The sequence below is a fragment of the Cellvibrio sp. 25HG11W-0 genome (assembly GCF_057815475.1).
The window spans coordinates 3,222,679-3,243,382 of record NZ_CM174230.1; the positions used below are offsets into that span (position 1 = coordinate 3,222,679).

The following is a 20,704-nucleotide window of genomic DNA, read 5'->3' on the forward strand; positions in this document are numbered from 1 at the left end:
ACTTTCCCCTTATACCGCCGAAGCCTGAGTGGTTGGCGCTGCTTCGAGCGACTCGGTTTGATTTGCACCCTTCACCGTGCGGTAGGTGTTGTAAGCCATGACAAGCATGCCAGACAAAAAGAGCAGGCCACCAATCATACGCACAAAATAACCGCCCTTACTGAAGCTAACCGATTCAATGAAGCTATAAGTTAATGAACCATCGGGGTTAAACGCACGCCACATCAAACCCTGCGTAATACCGTTAACCCACATAGCTACTACGTAAAGTACGGTACCTACTGTCGCCAACCAGAAGTGTAGATTGATCAATTTGATGCTGAACATATCTTTGCGACCAAACAGAATGGGCAACATGTGGTAAGTAGCACCGATAGAAATCATCGCCACCCAGCCCAGAGCGCCAGAGTGAACATGACCTACGGTCCAATCAGTGTTGTGCGATAAGGCATTCACATTTTTGATAGCCATCATGGGGCCTTCAAACGTAGACATGCCGTAGAAAGAGAGAGAAACCACCAAGAAGCGCAATACCGGATCGGTGCGCAATTTATGCCAAGCACCTGACAAGGTCATAATACCGTTGATCATACCGCCCCAGCTGGGTGCCAACAGAATCAACGACATTACCATGCCCAACGACTGAGTCCAGTCCGGTAAAGCTGAGTAGTGCAAATGGTGTGAGCCAGCCCAGATATACAAAGAAATCAGCGCCCAGAAGTGAACAATAGACAGCTGATAGGAGTAGACCGGACGACCCGCTTGCTTAGGCACAAAATAATACATCATGCCAAGGAAGCCAGCAGTCAAAAAGAAACCTACAGCATTATGACCATACCACCACTGCACCATGGCATCGGCAGCACCTGCATAGGCAGAATAAGATTTGAATAGCGTTACAGGCACTGCGGCACTGTTGACGATGTGCAACACGGCTACTGTGACAATAAAGCCACCGTAAAACCAGTTGGCAACATAAATATGAGAGGTTTTACGCTTAACGATGGTGCCAAAAAACACTATGGCGTAAGCAATCCAAACCACCGCGAGCAATATATCAATTGGCCACTCAAGCTCTGCATATTCTTTTGTGGTAGTCATACCCAACGGCAAAGTTATGGCCGCCAGCAATATGACCGTCTGCCAACCCCAAAACACAAAAGGTATTAACCAGCCACCAAACAAACGAACCTGACAGGTGCGTTGCACTACATAGAATGAAGTGGCCATAAGGGCACATCCGCCAAATGCAAATATAACTGCATTGGTGTGCAGAGGGCGCAAACGACCAAAACTGGTGTAAGGCTGTAACAGATCATTAAGGCCAGGCCAAACCAATTCAGAGGCAATAAATACCCCCATCGCCATCCCAAAAATGCCCCAGACAATTGTCATAATGGCAAATTTACGCACTACATCGAAGTCGTAAACTGGTGGATCACCAGCTACTGTCGCATGACTACCCATAGGACTTTCCTATTACTTGATGAAAAATGAAGACCAATGACACAGACACTATGGCACTAAGGCATTAACCCTATTAAAGGTGCGGCATTTTGCCTGAAGCAGACGGCTTTGTCTCTTTCTGATAATACCCAGCTTGATATTTATCAATAAATTTATGCTGCTTTGACTAGTTGCTAAGCAATTACGCCTAACGACTCGCGTTACTTTAACAATACGAGCTTCACAGTCTAGTCAGTGATGGGAGATTTGCCGTCACAATTAACACTCAATGCAAGGATTGAGGTGCTGCTGCGGGAGCGCTGAGTGCGCCCCCACTCGAGTATTAACGTAATTTACGGCCTTTGTTAGCTGCAATACGCATACGCAAGGCATTTAGTTTAATAAAACCTTCTGCATCCTTTTGATTGTAAGCACCGGCGTCATCTTCAAAGGTAGCCACTTTTTCATCAAACAAACTATCGTCTGAACGGCGGCCCACAACGTGTACGGCACCCTTATAAAGTTTTACACGCACATCGCCATTCACGTAGGTTTGCGATTCGTCGATCATGGTTTGCATCATCAAACGCTCAGGACTCCACCAGAAGCCGTTGTAAATCATCTCGGCATACTTAGGCATTATGCTGTCTTTCAAATGCGCAACTTCGCGATCCAAGGTGATAGATTCGATAGCTCGGTGCGCACGCATCATAATGGTGCCACCAGGAGTTTCATAGCAGCCGCGCGACTTCATACCGACATAACGGTTTTCAACGATATCCAAACGACCCACACCATTATCACCGCCTACTTTGTTCAAATAGGTCAATACGGTTGCAGGAGACATTTTCTCGCCATTAATAGCGACGATATCGCCCTTCTCATAAGTAAGGTCGAGGTAGGTCGCCACATCGGGTGCAGCTTCGGGCGATACACTCCAGCGCCACATGTCATCTTCTGCTTCAGTCCATGGATTCTCCAACACACCACCCTCATAGGAAATGTGTAGCAAATTGGCATCCATAGAATAAGGAGACTTCTTCTTTTTGTTGAAATCAACTGGGATATTATGCTGCTCGCAATAGCTCATCAGCGTCTCGCGCGAGGTCAAATCCCACTCGCGCCAAGGTGCAATTACCTTGATACCGGGCTTAAGTGCGTAGGCACCCAATTCGAAACGCACTTGGTCATTGCCCTTACCCGTAGCGCCATGAGAAATAGCATCAGCACCTACTTCGTTGGCAATCTCAATGAGTCGCTTAGCAATCAAAGGGCGCGCAATTGAAGTGCCGAGCAGGTATTCACCCTCATAAATAGTATTGGCGCGAAACATAGGGAACACATAATCACGCACGAATTCTTCACGTAAATCATCAATATAAATTTGCTTAACGCCCAAGGCTTCAGCCTTGGCGCGCGCTGGTTCAACTTCTTCGCCCTGACCTATGTCAGCTGTAAAGGTCACCACTTCGCAGTTGTAATTCTCTTGCAGCCATTTCACGATAACTGAAGTATCTAAACCACCGGAGTAAGCTAGAACGACTTTTTTGATTGATGACATAGGGGGCTCCCGCCATTGCACTAAAAGGATTGAGAAAATAGATTTTTGAGTAGAGGTACTGGACGCAGAGGTTGAAAAATGCTCGGCGCATCCTCCGCTATGATTCACCGTAGGTGAGGCCAGCAGGTACTTGGGCGCGGAATTGTACTCGTAAGCGGCACAAATTCCCACACCCAAAATGGCTATTGTCCAAAGAGAAAGCAAATAAGTTCGCTGCTAAAGCCCCCATTGATGCCCCAATTCTTGTACATAAGCAGCTAATTGCAACAGCAGTTGTTGCTGCGCAGGCGATGTGCCCTCAGCAGACTGCAACACGGCCAAACGCTGCTGAAACTCAGGCAGAATAAGGCCTGCTCCCGCGCTACTGTCACTAAGACGAGACCGAACAAACTCGCGCCAACGCAATTGCTCTTGAGGATTCAAGCTGGCGGGGAAATTACGCGCGCGATAGCGGAACAGAAGCTCGGGTAAACGCGCATCACTGAAGTCAAACGACTGAGATGCAAGTGCCTCAGGGCTTGCACGACGCACCTGCTGCATGAGCTTTTTATCCTGATCATTTAAAAAGCCGCTGTAGAGCATCTGCTCAGGATCTGTGCGCTCGGCAAAATTAGATTCGCTATAAAGCGCATAGAGCTTCGCCTGCAACGCTTGGTGCTCGCTCACACTCAGGTTCGCTAGGCGCTGCCAGTGACGCTCCGCGAGCGAGCGATCTAAATTCAACCGCGCCGCCGTTGCATCATCGAGCATATTGGGCGGTAGTATCATGGGGGTTTTATTGAGGTGTATTTCTTTCAGCGCCAAGCGCTCCACACCCTCAGGCAAATCTTCGGTGCGCGTATAAAGGCGTGTGCGCAATTCCTCGACCGATAACTGCAGCAGCGGCTCAGGATCAACAAAAAGATTGTAGGCAATGACCGAATTTTTGTTACTCGGGTGAATTGCTAAGGGCAGCACCAAGGCTGCATTGCCCTGCTCTCCCGCAAAACGCGAAGAAATATGGAGCAGAGGTTTATGACCACCAATATCGATCATGGCACCGGCGCAGCGTTTATCGCGTAGCTTAAAGGCGTAATCGTATAATTTTGGCTGCTTCGTTTTAATCAAACGTGCCATGGCGATGGTGGCATAGACATCAGAGAGCGCATCATGCGCCGCCTCGTGCGCAAGATTGTTAGCCGCGGTTAACATCTCCAACCTAAAGCAGGGTCGCCCATCCTCATAGTTAGGCCACTCAATACCCTCGGGGCGCAGAGCGCGGGTCATGCGCACCACATCAATAATATCCCAGCGAGAATTGCCATTGCGCCACTCGCGCTCATAGGGGTCATAAAAATTGCGATAGAGAGCAAAACGCGTAACTTCATCATCAAAGCGAATTGAGTTGTAGCCCACACCGCAAGTGCCTGGTCGCGCTAACTCTGCATGGATTTTAGCGATAAACTCGCGCTCGGGGATTCCCCGTTCCAACGCCTGCTGTGGCAACAACCCCGTGACCAAACAGGCCTCAGGTTTAGGCAGGCAATCTGCAGCTGGCTGGCAATAGATCATCAGCGGTTCGCCAATGACATTCAAATTTTCATCAGTACGCACCCCTGCAAACTGTGAAGGCCGATCTTGAGCGGGCACCTCACCCCAAGTCTCGTAGTCGTGCCAATAGAGCGTAACGGGTACATCATTTTTCATCAGATAATCTCTCACGAACAACTTTTAAACAAATTCTCATTGGCAACTTCCTAATTTTGGGGGAAACCCCAAAAGAAGCGCCTGCCCACTGTATCACTTAGTCTTTGCTTTCCCCTATACTGCCGCCATACCCCTAAACCCGAGCACACAGCTCACATAATTTTATTTTATATGGAGCCACCATGAGCGATTTAGACAGCTTGTTTGCCAGCAATAAACAATGGGCCGAAAAAATTAAAGAGCAAGACCCATCGTTTTTTTCCAACCTCGCACAACAACAAACACCCGAGTACTTATGGATCGGCTGCTCCGACAGCCGCGTACCCGCCAATCAAATAGTCGACTTAGCGCCGGGCGAGCTATTCGTACATCGCAATGTAGCCAATGTAGTGATTCATACCGACATGAACTGCATGACCGTACTTAACTTTGCGGTCGAATTCTTAAAAGTAAAACACGTCATAGTCACCGGCCACTACGGTTGTGGCGGTGTAAAAGCAGCACTGGAAAACCGTAAACTCGGCTTAATTGATTACTGGTTGCGCAACATTCGCGATGTCTACTACAACAACAAAGAGATCATGGACCAAATCAGCGACCCCGATGCGCGCATTGATCGCCTGTGCGAACTCAATGTGATGCAACAAATGAACAATGTAGCGCGCACCAACATTATTCAAAATGCCTGGGCACGCGGCCAAGAACTCAGCGTTCACGGTTGGATTTACGATATCCACGACGGAATTATTCGCAAGCTGATGGAGCCAATTTGCTCAACCGAGCAATTACCAGAGCAATATCGCCTTTATTAAGTCACCTAATCAACCCTAGCAACTGCATCGCAGTAACTAGGTTAACGAACACTGCCCTAATGGCCTCATTGGGGCACCCGTTCACCCAATTACCCTATTACTCTATTCACCAAGCTTCCCCGCTCACCCAGTTACCATAAGCGCACAACTCTGGCGCGCGCCACACAGTCAGCCTCTAGGCTGAATCATAACCTCATATAGCTGGTCCGTTTTAACGGCGCCAATCCAGCAGCCAAGACCTCCGCATCCATTGGTAAAGCTACACCCAGACAAGCACTGCACGATTATTAACAAGCTGCGTCATAAAAATAACTCTCTGAACAAACCCATTTCATCAACTATAGTTTTCTCTAAGCAACCATAGTTTTCTCAAAGCAACCATAGTTTTCTCAAAGAACTCCAATAAGTAAGCTGCGCTTGAATAGCACCATCCACCCAAACTTACGTTCTACAACTTGAAAACGCGAGAATATTTTCGCGAGATGATGACCAAACTTCCGTGCGACTAAAGACAGCATCCAAGGATTTCTGCTTTCGATGACCAAACTTAAACTTCTCGCAAAAGCCCGCCAAGCCTGCCCACAATGGATTAGGCGGCTTACTAGTTTAGGCAACTTAAGCGTGGGACTCACTACTTTTTGCATAGCCATTGCCCTTATTGAACTCGGCTTAGATCACGAATTAAACAATCAACGCCAAGCCCAACGCGAACGCTTAAGTGCGCAGGTTAACGACCTAGCCAACATCTTCGATCAAGAGCTAATCGCATCACTCTATTTAACCAACAGCTTACATGCCTATATTCAAGCCAAAGCAGGAGCGCTCGTCGAAGCAGATTTAGCGCCATGGTTAACAAATCTACAAGAGCGTGCAGCACATATTCGCAATATAGGCTTAGCACCGGGCAATCGCATCACATTCATCTACCCATTAAAAGGCAATGAAGCAGCACTTGGGCTTTATTACCCCGACAACCCACAACAGTGGCCAATGGTCGAAAAAACGATTAAAAGTCGCAAGCCGCTATTGGCTGGCCCACTGCAACTAGCGCAAGGTGGTTTAGGGCTAATTTATCGCGAACCGGTTTTTTTACAGGACGGTAGCTATTGGGGGCTTATCAGCACTGTAATCAACGCTGATTCGCTCTTTGGGGTTATAACCGCTAAAGCTCAACACCTAAAAATTAAACTTGCCATCACCGACAATCAAACCAAAAAGGTTATTTGGGGTAACTCGCAGCGCCTTAAAGTCACTCACACAATCGCATTACAAATACCACGAAAAGATTGGTCTATTACTGGTTACAGCGCACCAGAATCACTTTCAAACACGCTTAAAGGTGTACGTATTGCGGGCTGGATAACTGCATTTTGGGTTACTTTTTTACTTTTAAACATTCATGTAAATCGCCGCGAAAAACAACAAACCTTGGCTGCCTTAGCTGCCAGCCAAAAGCGCTTTTCTGATGCGTTCAATATGTCCCCCCAATCACTCGCCCTATTCGATGACGAAGGTAAATGGTTGCATGTCAACACCAGCTTCACTGAGATGTTTGGCTGGAGTGAAGAGCAACTCCCCGAACTGAAGGCGCACAGTTTATTCGCTGCAGATCAACACAATCATCTGCAGAACACCATGGAAAACCTACGCCAGAATTATTCCCCCTACACGGCAAATAGCACACAATTTGAAGCTAGGCTCTGCAATGACATGGGACACCTACTCATCGGTATAGTAAGCCTAGGCATTACTGAAAAACAAAAAGAAAATACCCAATGGGTAATGCAAATAATTGATATTAGTCACCGTGTTATTAGTGAGCGTCGTTTACAAGAAGAGGCAACTTACAACCAAGCTATTCTTAACAATATCCTCGATGGAATTGTGGTTTTTGACAGCACAGGTAAGATTAAAAGCCTAAACCCCGCTGCCGCCAAAATGTTTCAATACCGAGGATCGCACTTACTGGACACATCTTTAAGCCCGCTATTTACGCCAGAGGCCGCCACAGAAATTCACAATAGCATTGCCACTGACAAGCAGCATCTAAACATCAGCTCCAGTATTTTCACTAAAACCATAACCGGGCTTAAAAAAAATGGGGAGACCTTTCCCATAGAAATGGACATTACTCGTCTTGAGCGTCATCACGAACACGTTTTTGTGGGCGTATTACGCGACATCAGTGAGCGCGTCCGCCTAGATCAACTAAAAAGTGAATTTGTATCCATTGTAAGCCATGAACTGCGCACCCCATTAACAGCCATTATTGGTGCACTCAGATTACTCGACAGCGGCCAAATAAGTGCATTGGATAACAACACCAGTAAAATTATTCGCATTGCCAGCCAGAACGGCGATAAACTCGCCCAGCTGATTAATGATTTGTTAGATATGGATAAATTAATTGCCGGCAAGATGCAACTTAACAATGAGCCACTCAATTTGTACGTCGAAATCAATGCAGCCCTTGAGGCCAACCAAAATATTGCTCAACAACATAAGATTCGCTTCACCCTTGAAGCAAAAACGACCTATGCGCAAGTCTTAGCGGATAAAATGCGCCTACAACAAGTACTCACCAACTTACTCTCCAATGCCATCAAATTTTCTCCACGTGAAGGAGAGATTATTATTCGACTCACGACCCAAGATACAGCTGCGCGCATTGAAATCATCGACCAGGGTGAAGGTATAGCCCCAGAGTCGCAATACAAACTGTTCCAAAAATTTTCACAAATTGACTCTTCAAGTACCCGCCAAAAGGGCGGCACTGGTTTGGGCCTTGCCATATGCAAAGCCTTAATGGAACAAATGCAAGGTGAGATTGGGGTTGAGTCGCGACTAGGGCAAGGTAGTTGCTTCTACCTCATATTTACACAATACAGTCTGGACGAGTAAAAACTAAAGTTCATTAAACAATACACTTATCAAATACTTTATTAGCTGGAATCTAGGGAATCGCGAAGGCATTAGCTTATTAGCTCTGGCGCCTAAATATATTCAACGGACTTCCCACGAAGTCATTTTTAAAATATCAAACACTGCTTAGGAATAGGAATGTCCGATATACCAACACACCCACAAATAATGGAAACATCGAGCACTGAGTCGCTCATTACACAAACACTTAAAAGTGAACAGGTTCGCTCGCTCTACAATAGCCTCCCCTCATCTCTTGCCTCTTCACTCATTATTGCCATTATTCTCAGCATTTCTCATTGGAACATCATTGGTAAGGCTGAAATTTTACTATGGAATATGTACTTAGTCGGCATGCTTTTGGCGCGTTTGATTTTGTGGCTTTTGTGGAAAAACACCCAGCAACTCTACAGCCTTAACCTATGGCTTAGAGCATTTCGCCTTTGCACTTGGCTTACAGGTGCAGCTTGGGGTGCCGCCAGTCTCCTACTTTTCGCACCCAACGACAGTATTTATCAAGCTCTATTGGTATTTTCCTTAGCTGGCGTTATCAGCGGCGCCACAACCTCACTAACAGCTGATAAATACTCAGCTCTTGGCTTTGTACTCCTAACAATTGCCCCATTCACCTACACCATTTACCAACAACAAAGTCCTACTGCAATTGCCATAGTCGTCATGACCATACTTTTTATTTTCTTTGTTATGACAAGCACTAGCCGTACCCGCACTGCCATGGAAAACCACATAAAACAAAATCAACATCTTCTCGCACTTAGCCAGGAGCTACACCAAAAGCAGCGCATTGAAAAAATTATTAATAACGCCCAGCATGTATTTATTGATGAGCAAGACACACATTCCGCACTTACTGCATTACTAGAAGACACACTAAGCTTCTCGCAATGTGAATTAGGTTTTATTTTTCAAGTAAAATATGACCCACAGCAAAAGCCCTATATGCAGGCACTCATTTTTTCCAGCACAAAAAATCAAGGGTCGATAGAACACTATCAAGAAAAAAATTTACCACCCAATGGAGAGTTCAAAAATCCACATAACTTATTGGGGTCTATAGTAGAAACAGGAAAAATAGTCATTAGTAATAACTTACAGCGTGACATGCGCACAGGGGGTCTACCTTCTGGCCACCCAGCAATAAATAACTTTATTGGCATACCTATTTTTAACCATCAAAATCAACAAATTGCCATACTCGGCATGGCCAACTCACCCGAAGACTTTACTCATGGCGGAATCGAAAAACTAAATCCACTGCTACAAACTATCGCCCACTTTATTTTAAATTTTGACCAAGAGCAGCAACATGCACAAGCAAAAGCCGCACTAGAAGCCAGTACAGAGACAACCAAAACCATTCTCAATGACATTGCAGATGGCATCATCAGCTTCAATAGACTGGGCATTATTCAATCTTTTAATTATGCTGCCGAAACTATATTTGGCTACAAAGCCACGCAAATCATCGGCGGCCATATCGGCCAGCTGATGACACAAGAATACAAATCAGAATATGCGCATTATTTCACAAGCCAAGCTTTATCAAGTTCACACTCGATTTTAGGTATCGGGCGTCAGATAATGGGGCAGCGACGAAATGGCCGTGAATTCCCAATGGACTTAATGATTTCACGGGTAATGCAAGAAAAGGAGCCCTATTTTATCGGCATAGTGCGCGACATAACGGCAGAAAAACAACAAGAAGAGGCGCGCATTCAATTTGTTGCCAATGTAAAACGTGACTTACGTAGCCCCATTAAAACTCTTACCGAAGCCATGTCTATGCTTAATAATACGGCTCCACTAGCAGGCGATATACAGCGGCTCACAGCAATTGCTGCACAAGCTAGCGTCACACTCGAACAAGCCATGAATGCCCTCAGCAGTCAGCGTGACATTGAGCAAGAACCACTCCACTTGGCAAAGCATAGCGTTTTACCCATGGTAGAAGATTGCGTAAAACGCATTCAAGGATTTGGCGATCTTTACCAGATCAATATCCACATTTTATCCCCCCACAAACATCAACTAATCAATATTGACCCCTATGGCTTCGATCAAATTCTAACGTATTTGTTACAGAAGGCGATTAAGCAAAGCGACTTGCGCAGCTCCATACGCATAGTTATCGAAGACGAGGAAAATAAAGTAAAAATAAGCTTGCTCTCGCCCTCCCCAGCAGATGCATTAACATTAGAAGAAACCCATGAGCATAAAATTACTCACCCGCAAAATCACGAAATTGAAGCAGAGCACTTAATGGAATTAGCAAAAAAAATGCATGGTATGTTTCATCTATATACCAATAACAACACATCAAAACAAAAAAACTGTATTTCTGACCTGAGCTTTCCATTGATTTTATGAAGCTTGTAAATCAATCACATTACCAATAAAAGCAAACCCATAATAAATTAAGGATAACTCAACACTAATCTTAACTCCTGTAGGTTATCCCCTACCCACCGTGCATTAATTGCACCCCAAGACACCACACTAAAAACGCCATTAGTATTATCAAGCTCTATGGCTAATTCATGAATGGCCGCCAAGGTATCCTGGGCAGTACGCCTAGGCATTTGGGTTGCGGCAACAATTTTAGGCACGGTATTAATACCCTGCTCAACCAACCAAGCAACATAAATTCGACGATAAAAACTCGTTTTAGTTTTACTGTAATCAGTCATGGAAAGTACACCTCTACTTACTGCTCGGTTTATGATCCAAGCGAAACGTTAAGAATTTAAAAATCAGCACCAAGGCGCTATCCATCTTACACATATTTCGAACTATTTAATGCGGCACTTTCCTACCTAACTACCTCAGCAGAGGTTTTCGGCAAGATTTAAGGCAGGACATAAATCGTTGTGGTCACTTTTCATGTCACTTTTCAGACAATAAAAAAAGAGGCCGACTTGCGCCGACCTCTTTTTTAACTTATACAAATTTAGCTATTTTCGCTATGGATTAATTACCCCAAAGACGCTTAACCAAATCTGATTTTCTTGGATCAAAGTCCTTCCATTGTCCCCAACCTGATTTGTTGGATACTGGATCATAGGCATGTTGGTAAATACCGCCAGTGTCTGCTGATTCAGGGTTAATTGACCAGTAGCAACCTTGGATATCTTTCTTCTTCATATAATCAACGAAGAGTTCTTGCCAAGTGCGATCCACAGTAGAAGTAATGTGGTTCCAACGGGTTTGCTCAGCAGTACTAGCACCTTTAGGCCAATCCATATTGCCGCCAAACTCGCCGACAACCATGGCGTAACCCTGCGCTTTTAAGAAGCCAAAGTGCTCATCCCATCCAGCTTCAAGACGTGTAGCGTCCAGTGTAATTTTACACTTAGCATCACCGGCCTCATCACCTTCCAAGCCAGCACAACCTGTTTGTGCTTGATCAATAAATTGCTTCTGTACAAACACAGATGGACCGTAGGTGTGCGGAGAAATAACAACGCGGTCTTTAGGGATATTCAGCGGAGCTGTATTAGCACCGTAGAAGTTCTCACCCCAGTTTGGATTAGACGCTAAATCACCATGTGGAACCTTAGTACCATCAATAGTGCCGCCCGAAACACCTTCCACAAATACCAATACATCGGTATTTACAGAGTTGATAGCGGTATAAGCCTTCTCAGAAAGCGTTTTCCACTCGGTCCAAGAATAACCCCATGGCTCATTAAAAATATCGATACCAATTACGTTATTCACACCAAGAGCTTTAGGCAAACCAGCAATTGTTTTCAAGTTAGCTAACCACTTAGCTTCGTCGTAAGCGTGAATTTTGGTCACACTGCTTGGATTACCGGTAGCTGAACATGAATAACCTTCGCGGGTAAAGTCATAGCCCACACGGGTTGCATCCACATAAGGCGGTTTAGCATCCAATACGCCTGCGCGCCAGCCTACATAGTTAGAGCAAGAGTGGATATCAATTAACACCTTGATATCATTCTTAGCCGCCAACTTAATGAAGTCTTCTAACGCTTGACGAGCATTGGTTTGCATTTGCGATTTGGAATTTTTCAACACACCGCCGTCTTGCACACTACCAATACCCTGAGGATCAGTTGCATCCAAGGTCTGTGGCGCAATGGGGAAACGTACCATGTTAATACCAAGCGCTTTAATTTCGGTCATGGTTTGTTGAATGGTTCGACCTGAATCGTTCCACCACATGTTGCCGATATAAAGTTCCATAGGCGCGCCATCTGGATTGTGCTCAGCATCTTTAGGCTCATGCTGCCCTTCAAGGCCGAACCATGATCCACACTTAACAGGGAATACAGTGCCGTTTTGCGTAATCTTACCCTGTGCATTAACACGATAAGTTGCTGCACTACCTACACTAGAAACTACCGAAGAAGAGCTAGGAGGTACAACTGAACTTGAAGCAACAGAGCTTTTAGGTACAGAGCTAGGCGCCACTGAACTTGGTGCTACTGAACTTGGCGCTACCGAGCTCTTAGGCACAGAACTAGGTGCAACACTTGATGTGCCGCCACCCACTACACCATAAGGCGCAGGTTGCGAAGTACAGGTACTGCGAGAAATACAGCTTTTGTTATTTTCCCAACCCCAACCTGATGCCGTAGTTACGCACAATGGGTAGAGCGTACCGTACCAATTGCATTGTAAGCCTGTAGACACGACTGAACTCACAGGTACCGAAGATGGAGCAACAGAGCTTTTCGGTACTGAACTAGGTGCAACTGAGCTTCTTGGCACTGAGCTAGGATCGCCCGAGCTACTTGGTACTGAGCTAGATACGACTGAGCTTTTCGGTACTGAGCTAACCGTTCCGCCAGCACAGGCAGCACCTGTTACGGTTGGCTTCTCTGCCGCGCCGTTACTTGTTCCCTGAAAACCGATCTCAACGGTTTGACCTGGCTGAATAGTTCCGTTCCATCCCAAGTTAGACGCAGTATAGGGATTACTGCCGCTGAAATTAGCGTTCCACAGATTAGTCACGCGATTAGTATTATATTGCCAGCTAACATTCCAGCCATTAATAGGGCTTGAACCTGTATTAGAAATACGTATGGCGGCGGTGAATCCCGACCCCCAACTATTGGTCACTATATAATCACATGCTGCCGAAGCGCTCTGCGACAACACCGCCAAGGCGACACTCATCCCAAGAATACTACCTGCGCGCTTAACCGCACGAGGGACAGTATTAGTGGGTGCAATTGATCTACCCATGATTTTTATCCTCATTTATTATTCGATGGCAACCAAGCATTCCTAAGACTTACCTAATGGCAAACCTTAAGAAACTCGTTAGTAAAGGTAGCTGCGTTACAATTTACACAGGCTTCCTGCTCCGATAATGGAATAGCTGCAAGCCAAATCATCATCGAGAACCTCGCACAAAAAACGACTAGGTTTACATCACCAGAAGTTTTTCAAAATAGAAAAAGATATAACAAGAAGCAAAGGGCGACCTTCACAACACGATAAATCCCAGACATTGTTTACATATGCGTAATGCGATCACTCACCGACAACTCAGCAGCAACTTAAAAAATAAGTGACCAACATAAATTCGATATGAAAATATTTTAAATATTCAACGTTTGTTAAATTTTAATTTAGGTGTAGACGCAGAGTCTTTTAGAGAAAACGTATTTTTATAATTATTAAATTTATTTTTTTGGGATTAAAATTGTATCTATTAAGCCAACCTCAACCTTGCTCAGAAAATTGATTGCCGATACAGGCTGTAAAAAGTACTCCACTAATGGAAATAAAACCACTAAAAAGTGAATCTTAACCTCATTATTGCGATATTGTTATCGTAAAGCTAGGTAAATGGCGCCATAAATTGCTTTTAATTATTCTTATTTACTGTAGGAAAGACGAACTGAGCGACAAGCTATGTACGAATGACTGCACGAAAAGCAAGGGGAAGAATGAACCGAAAATCTCAAATAAAAAACCCCTTTATTAAACTACTACGAAGTAAAAATTGTATTTGATATTTCTTTCTAGAAAGGAGGCGTATTAACGTAGAACGCCAATAAAAAATGAATGGCAGTACTAATTTAGCTAACAGTATTAGCAAATAATTATGTGTAAAAAGTTAAAATACAGAGTTGTTGCCGCAGGCTCTTAAGCCAAGAACCAATCCATAAATAGAGCCCACTTCAACACATTCAATAGTTGCTATTACGGAATTATTGGGGTTAAAAAAGCGGTTAATCGATCTCTTTCGACGAAGGTTTTAATGGGATCGGCTTAGGCCAAAGGCTATACCAAAGCGGGCCAAACACACACCAGAGCAACATCATGCCCGCCAAGCTCAGAGGCCACTCCTCCAATAATTGAGTTCGCTCAGGATCACCAACAATTAAGATTGCCAACCAGACTATAACGGAGGCTATAAAGCAAGCCACAACACCTTTCAACCAGAGCATCCATTCATAGCGAGTATGCGCCCAACCACTCAAAGAATTCTTTTGAGGTGCAGAACCATTCGCGTATTTAAAAGCCATTCGTTCATCTGCCCAACGAATGATACTGCGCCCAAAAACCAAGGTGATACCGAGATAGAGCGCGGCTACCCCATGAGCATCTTCTGCGATAGCACCACTTTTTAAGTCCCAAATTGTAGCAACGAGCAACACCACATCCATTAGTGGTACACCTAATAGCAAAACCATACCTAGACGCGGCCAACGCACCACATAGCGTACCCAAAGCCCCAAACCTAAAAAGACCCAAAAGCCAAGCTCAGCGAAAACAATAAATGCAAAGATCATCAAACACCCTTTTCACGAAAATTACTCTCTAAAATACGGCTACTCATTCACAAAAAAGTAATATTAATTATCCGCATCACCTAGCGCTACAGGATAGAAATAAAAAGCCATTTTGTATTGCCCAAAAAACTACACATCAATATCCAAATCTGATTTACCAGATTTTGAAAACGCACTTCTTAGTAAAAATGCTATCGCTTTATAGGGCAGCTCAAATATAAACTCGACAGCCTCATACCATGAGCTCTCACCATTGCGGCTTTTTGGCCACATAAAGTGCACCAATGTAAAGCCCAGCATAGCCCCCAAAAGCACATAGACATTAAAACCATTAGCAAATAGGTCATACACAAGGTAAGAGCTTACAAAAAATATGCACATAGCAATTACAGCGATAAGATCATTCATTGCAAATACCTATAATATTCCGCGTGATAAAAACAACCAAAACACCCATTTACATTATCGACACAATTCAAAACTACCTATACGTTGGAGCCGTCAGCCGTTTGCGCAATGATCTTATAGCGCCTTGGAGAGACCACTATAGGCTCAGGGAATCCTTTGCCCAACACTCGTCTGCCATCGTTATTTTCGCCCTGCGTATTAGCAAAGCCTTTATTCACCACTCGCTCAAAATGCGCATAGCTTTCCCACACCACTATATTCACGTATTGAAGCGAGCCTTCGGTTTCGCGCTCTAGGGATTTATAAAAGGTTGAACTAACAAAACCCTCTTGCTGTTGAAAATAAGCCACATAATCGGCGCGAATATTTTCCGCCTCCTGCTCCATTCCCGCAGGCACTAGTATTGTATTTATAACGCTGACCTGTTCCATTAACTAGCTCCTTTTTACCTATCAACACTATTCAATTAAGCCGCTTCTGGCCGAACAGTCGTTGCGACCGTGGATTTAATATTGGACGGATAAAAACGTTCACGCAGGCTCATAAAGGGTGATTCAACAAATTGATACAGCGCCCAACCACTCACCAAGCTAACACCCAAAATGATGACAACGCCCGCAGCGGCATTAATATCAATGCCGTAATCGGTTAAGGGCTGCTTAAGCACTAAAAATAAGGGTTTGTGAATTAAATAAATGGCATAGGACCAGAGCGCCAAACTGGCCGCACCGGGCACGCGCAACCTATACAGCAGCGATTGGGGGCTGAGCGCCGCTAATACCAATAACGAAAAGCTTATGGCAATAGCGCTGTAAGCCAGCGAGACCATAGCAAAACTATAGCCATAACCCTCTATATAAAAATAATGCTGCAGTAGATAAAACACCCCCGCCACCGCCGCTATGCCCGCCACTAACAGCAGATTGCCGCGCGCCAGCAAGCGCGCAAAAAAAGTAGGGTGAAAGTTTTTAAGCAGGGCGATAGCCACGCCCGGTAAGAGCTCGTCAAAGCGCGTAAAACTGGAATAGTAAATATATTCCATAAAGTCGCGACTGGAGATAGCCGCCTGCCCATGGGTTTGATAATTATAAGCGCGCAAACAAGCGGCAAATATCATAGCGCCTATTAGCAGCGACCAGCTTAAACTAATAACTCGGCGCTGTGCGGCCAGCACCAGCGCAAGCAACGGCAGAATTAAATAGAATTGCTCTTCAATACACAGCGACCAAGAGTGCGTAAAGGTTTCACCGGCGTGCATATTCAAATTTTGTGTGAAAGTTAAAAATGACCAGAGAGGCGCGGTTGCAGTACCGCCCAGCGCTAGGGGGAATAAAAAATACAACCCCAGTACCACATAGTAGTTAGGTAGGGTGCGCAAAAAACGCCGCATATAAAATTGCTTTAAAGAGAAAGCCTGCTGCTTTACCAAAGCAGAAAATATTTGATTGCCAATCAAATAGCCGCTCAATACAAAAAAGAGATCAACCCCCGTCCAACCCAGCTGACTCCAAAAACCAAAAATATCCTCGCGACTCACCACCACCCTATAGTGATAGATCAACACAATAATAATGGCGATAGCACGGAGCGTGTCTAACCCCTGTAGGCGCGGGCTAGGTTTTGAAGCTGTGGTATTGAACATGGCAAAAGTCCCTTAAAAATAGGCAGCCATAATAAGGGGAAGCCACACTATTGCCCAGAAAATTAGTTCAAGAAGCAAAGAATTAACAGTTATTGAATACTAGTGTTAGTTCAGGTGGCATCCCTGCCCTCAGGTTACAAAAGCCTTTAATTAAAACTTATAGCCAGCAGATAAATCAAACGCCAATCTAATTCCCGTCTTCGTCATTTTAAATTGAGAATTGGAATATACTGTTTCAAAGTTGCCCAATGTAAGCCCCGTTGAAATATTCCAACCAGACGGCCACAACCAAATATACCCGGCACCAACGCCATATTCCTTAAACCTATATTTATCAAAATAAATACCGTCCTTGGTATCATCATAACTATTATCATTAAAACGATTTAAATAGACCCCATAATACAAAGAATCTTTATTTTCATATTGATAGCGCTTTAAAGATACAGTACCTGGAACACCCACACCAAGACTCCATTTCCCCTTTTGTACCTCAAGCCCTAAGCCGCCGGTAAAATGTGAAACGCCTAGCTTTGCGTTAAATGAGAAATCACTACTTTTTTCCTCAGCTAATAAAACACTGGAAAAAACACACAAAAAAACAAACAAAATCCGCTTCAATTTAGAGCTCCTGAATTTAACTTAATAGCCAAGATTGTAGATGCACAAATCACTTAATCCCATTCCTGAGATTCCCCCCTTAAAACAGCAGCAACAAAGAGATCAAAAACAAGGCGGCTATATTAAGATGAAGCCAAACCTTTTCCCAGAAGATTTACTCAGAAGGATATAAATTAAAGCAGCACTATAAGCTGCTATGCCTCAGCCAGTTCGCCAATAAGCGTCTGATAATCCGCAATCGCCTGAGTGCGCCACAGCTCAGGGCGATAGACGTTCACTTTTTGGTGATGAGCCAGCAACTTCTGCAAATAGATTTTTTTCTCGCGGGTGAAGGGTCGCCATAGGCTGCTGCCGGTGTAGCTAATTGCGCCTGGCGGCGCACCCTGCTCTAAGTTGGGTTGCTGGCGAGCAAAGCGCGCAACTATATGCTCGTGGTGAAAACCCTTGGCGCTAATAAAGTCTTCGCTGAGCAGCTGCGCATTATGGCCAGCTAAAAACTGACGCAACTCATAACAGCCGGAGTTAGGGCTTAGATAAACATCGGTAAAAAACTGCAGCGAATCTGGGGATTGCAGAGCGGTTATCTGTGTCAACAACGCCTGCAATATACTAATGCAGGTATCGCCGCCCACACCGGCAATCACCAGCGCCTGATTACCCTGCACAGGTAGAACAATTTGCGCGGCATCCATACAGGCAAAGCGCAAACGCGCATCTAGGCGCGCGCCATGCACAAGCTGTAACTGTTCAATGATACTGGGCACGCAGTCAATTAAATGCAGCTGTGCTTGCGCGAGTGCGGGCTGCTGATGTAAATGCAAACCCAAGCGCCCATGGTCACAACATAAATCCCAAATATCGCTATACACAGCCCCCTGCTGCACCTGCGCCAAAATACCCGCCTGCAAATGCGCAAGGCGCTGGTCTAGTCGCCTTACGACGTTGGTGGTGTTTTGTTGAGTCATAAAAAAATTTCAAAAAAGGAGCGGCGGGATATTAATCGCGGTAGATAGTTTCAATCAGGTGATAACCAAATTGCGTTTTGATAGGGCCATGGACTACATGCACAGGCAATTTAAAAACCACGTTATCAAACGCCTTCACCATTTGACCCGGGCTAAACTCGCCCAGGTTGCCGCCTTTTTTCGACGAGCTGCAACTAGAGTGCTTTCTCGCCATAGCGCCAAAGTCAGAACCCTTGGCGATAAGTTGTTTTATTTTCTCCGCTTCTTCTTTGGTTTTAACCAAAATATGCCGCGCCGAGGCTGTTTGTCTTTTTGAATTCATGGTGTGGACTCTTATGTATTGCGCTAAATCGGCACTCTAACTGTTTCACTAAATGTAAGTGGGCTCTCAGGGTTCGACTTATAATAAATTGGTATCACCCTCATCCAATGAGTAGCGGCTCGCTTGGGATTTGATTGCAGGAATATCCGTATCCAAATTAGCCTCTGCTTCCGTTCGCTCCTTATTATCACCCGTCTCCTTGATTTCTGGCGCTTGCTTTCTCTTAGCATTAGGTTGCTTAGCCGAAATGCCGGCGTCAACAGCTGCATCTGTGTGAATCTTTATTCCCTGCGGGAAGATAACTTCGCGCGCATCGTCTGGCATTGAAATATTTTTATCCAAAAAGGCGTACTTGATATTGCGAATAATAGCTGATTTAACTTTTAGGGCATTGTGCAGACTATTATTCACCCAAAAATAAATTCTTAGATTAACCGTGGAAGCCGACAAGGCCTCCGCCAGCACCCAAGGCTCTGGTTTTGCAAGCACAGCAGGATGATCAAGCAATACTTGCAAGGCTATACTCTGCGCATCAGCTATACTCGCGTCGTAACCAATACCAACAAGAAAATCCAAACGCAAATGAGGGTTCGCAGAAAAATTAGTGATGGACTCCTTGTAAATAATGGTATTGGGAACCTGCACATGATTCCCCTGCAGGGTCATCAACACTGTGCCGCGCGTAGTAACCGCTTGCACTACACCTATATGATTGAGTACCTGAATTGTTTCACCCAGCCGAAACGGGCGCTGGATACTGATTAAAATACTCGCTAGAAAATTTTCTGCTATATCCCGAAAGGCAAAGCCCAACACCAAACCAATTAGCCCTGTTCCTCCCAATATGGTAATGGCTATTTGTCCCAATCCGGTTATTCGCAACACTAGATAAATACCCATCAGCATCACTGGTGCAGCCACAAGATTTGCAATTAAACGCCGCAACATCACACTTTCTATTTTGGCGCGCGTTAATTTTTGGCTCAGTGCGGCGGCATAGCGCGCAAGCACATAGAAAATCAACAGAACAACACAACTAATACCCAGTGAAGGCAAGGCTTTAATAGTTTTACGCCACAAGAGTTGGCTTTCAGTTAGCACTGGCGCAAAGCTAATCTCATCTCCCGCATCAAGGCTAAGCTTATTGATAACAGCCACCACACCCTCGGTCCGATTCGCCACACTGCCCGCCCAGTCCTTAAAGTCTGGCTCAAGCGCAACGCCAACAAGCGTGACAATGCCTTCAGAAGACGTAACCTTAAGTTCCGCAAACCACTCACTACTGGTGAGAATATTTTCAATACGCTTTTTAATCAGGTCATCACTAACCCTACGGGTTACGTCAATAGGCTTATTATTATCAAGCGAATCTGCCAGATCGATTAACTGCACATCGGTCGCAATCTCGTGATTGGGCTGCGTCGCTGCAGAGCCTAGCTCTGCAACCGCTATTAACGAGTACAGCAATGCGTAACAAGTCAGAATGGTGAACAGGTACCGAGTAAGTTTATGAGCTAGACTGTGCATA

16 protein-coding genes are annotated in these 20,704 nt (G+C 45.0%); 3 read left to right on the forward strand and 13 right to left on the reverse strand.

Going from position 1 to position 20,704, the window contains the following annotated elements; all coding sequences use genetic code 11:
* Positions 1-9 precede the first annotated feature (9 nt).
* The 3 genes from ccoN to sbcB all read right to left on the reverse strand — a co-directional run bounded on the left by ccoN (position 10) and on the right by sbcB (position 4,693).
* The gene (gene ccoN, locus AC0KUT_RS13480; RefSeq protein WP_488830666.1) at positions 10-1,467 is read right to left on the reverse strand and encodes a cytochrome-c oxidase, cbb3-type subunit I; all 1,458 of its coding nucleotides are present in this window, start codon (positions 1,465-1,467) and stop codon (positions 10-12) included.
* A 322-nt stretch (positions 1,468-1,789) separates the two neighbouring features.
* A complete protein-coding gene (locus AC0KUT_RS13485; protein WP_488830668.1) occupies positions 1,790-3,007 on the reverse strand; it encodes an argininosuccinate synthase in 1,218 nt (405 codons plus the stop codon).
* 216 nt (positions 3,008-3,223) lie between these two features.
* The gene (sbcB, locus tag AC0KUT_RS13490) at positions 3,224-4,693 is read right to left on the reverse strand and encodes an exodeoxyribonuclease I (protein WP_488830670.1); all 1,470 of its coding nucleotides are present in this window, start codon (positions 4,691-4,693) and stop codon (positions 3,224-3,226) included.
* Positions 4,694-4,875: 182 nt separating this feature from the next.
* On the opposite strand from sbcB, the gene can reads away from it, so the two are divergent.
* The 3 genes from can (at position 4,876) to AC0KUT_RS13505 (ending at position 10,815) form a co-directional block, all read left to right on the forward strand.
* Positions 4,876-5,505 (forward strand): carbonate dehydratase, encoded by a 630-nt coding sequence (can, locus tag AC0KUT_RS13495; RefSeq protein WP_488830671.1) that lies wholly within the window; start codon positions 4,876-4,878, stop codon positions 5,503-5,505.
* A gap of 537 nt (positions 5,506-6,042) precedes the next feature.
* Positions 6,043-8,406 carry a PAS domain S-box protein gene (locus AC0KUT_RS13500; RefSeq protein WP_488830672.1) on the forward strand — a complete coding sequence of 788 codons (2,364 nt, stop codon included), beginning with the start codon at positions 6,043-6,045 and terminating at the stop codon, positions 8,404-8,406.
* Between the two features lie 159 nt (positions 8,407-8,565).
* Complete coding sequence (locus AC0KUT_RS13505) at positions 8,566-10,815, forward strand: PAS domain S-box protein (RefSeq protein WP_488830674.1); 2,250 nt, start codon at positions 8,566-8,568, stop codon at positions 10,813-10,815.
* A 47-nt stretch (positions 10,816-10,862) separates the two neighbouring features.
* Here the strand turns inward: AC0KUT_RS13505 and AC0KUT_RS13510 are convergent, their stop codons facing one another.
* The 10 genes from AC0KUT_RS13510 to AC0KUT_RS13555 form a co-directional block, all read right to left on the reverse strand.
* Positions 10,863-11,135, reverse strand: a complete 273-nt coding sequence (locus AC0KUT_RS13510; RefSeq protein ID WP_488830676.1) for a helix-turn-helix domain-containing protein — start codon at positions 11,133-11,135, stop codon at positions 10,863-10,865.
* Between the two features lie 280 nt (positions 11,136-11,415).
* Positions 11,416-13,659 carry a cellulase family glycosylhydrolase gene (locus AC0KUT_RS13515; RefSeq protein ID WP_488830678.1) on the reverse strand — a complete coding sequence of 748 codons (2,244 nt, stop codon included), beginning with the start codon at positions 13,657-13,659 and terminating at the stop codon, positions 11,416-11,418.
* Between the two features lie 995 nt (positions 13,660-14,654).
* Positions 14,655-15,218, reverse strand: coding sequence for a hypothetical protein (locus tag AC0KUT_RS13520; RefSeq protein WP_488830680.1), 564 nt, complete (start codon positions 15,216-15,218; stop codon positions 14,655-14,657).
* Positions 15,219-15,347: 129 nt separating this feature from the next.
* The gene (locus AC0KUT_RS13525) at positions 15,348-15,626 is read right to left on the reverse strand and encodes a hypothetical protein (RefSeq protein WP_488830682.1); all 279 of its coding nucleotides are present in this window, start codon (positions 15,624-15,626) and stop codon (positions 15,348-15,350) included.
* Between the two features lie 77 nt (positions 15,627-15,703).
* On the reverse strand, positions 15,704-16,057 hold the full coding sequence (locus AC0KUT_RS13530; RefSeq protein ID WP_488830684.1) for an antibiotic biosynthesis monooxygenase family protein: 354 nt from the start codon (positions 16,055-16,057) through the stop codon (positions 15,704-15,706).
* 35 nt (positions 16,058-16,092) lie between these two features.
* Positions 16,093-17,268, reverse strand: a complete 1,176-nt coding sequence (locus AC0KUT_RS13535; RefSeq protein ID WP_488830685.1) for an acyltransferase family protein — start codon at positions 17,266-17,268, stop codon at positions 16,093-16,095.
* Positions 17,269-17,418: 150 nt separating this feature from the next.
* On the reverse strand, positions 17,419-17,889 hold the full coding sequence (locus AC0KUT_RS13540; protein WP_488830687.1) for a hypothetical protein: 471 nt from the start codon (positions 17,887-17,889) through the stop codon (positions 17,419-17,421).
* A gap of 194 nt (positions 17,890-18,083) precedes the next feature.
* Positions 18,084-18,854: an SAM-dependent methyltransferase gene (locus AC0KUT_RS13545; RefSeq protein ID WP_488830688.1), complete on the reverse strand. Its 771-nt coding sequence runs from the start codon at positions 18,852-18,854 to the stop codon at positions 18,084-18,086.
* Positions 18,855-18,885: 31 nt separating this feature from the next.
* Complete coding sequence (locus AC0KUT_RS13550; protein ID WP_488830690.1) at positions 18,886-19,176, reverse strand: peptidylprolyl isomerase; 291 nt, start codon at positions 19,174-19,176, stop codon at positions 18,886-18,888.
* Between the two features lie 78 nt (positions 19,177-19,254).
* On the reverse strand, positions 19,255-20,703 hold the full coding sequence (locus AC0KUT_RS13555) for a mechanosensitive ion channel domain-containing protein (protein WP_488830692.1): 1,449 nt from the start codon (positions 20,701-20,703) through the stop codon (positions 19,255-19,257).
* Position 20,704 lies beyond the last annotated feature (1 nt).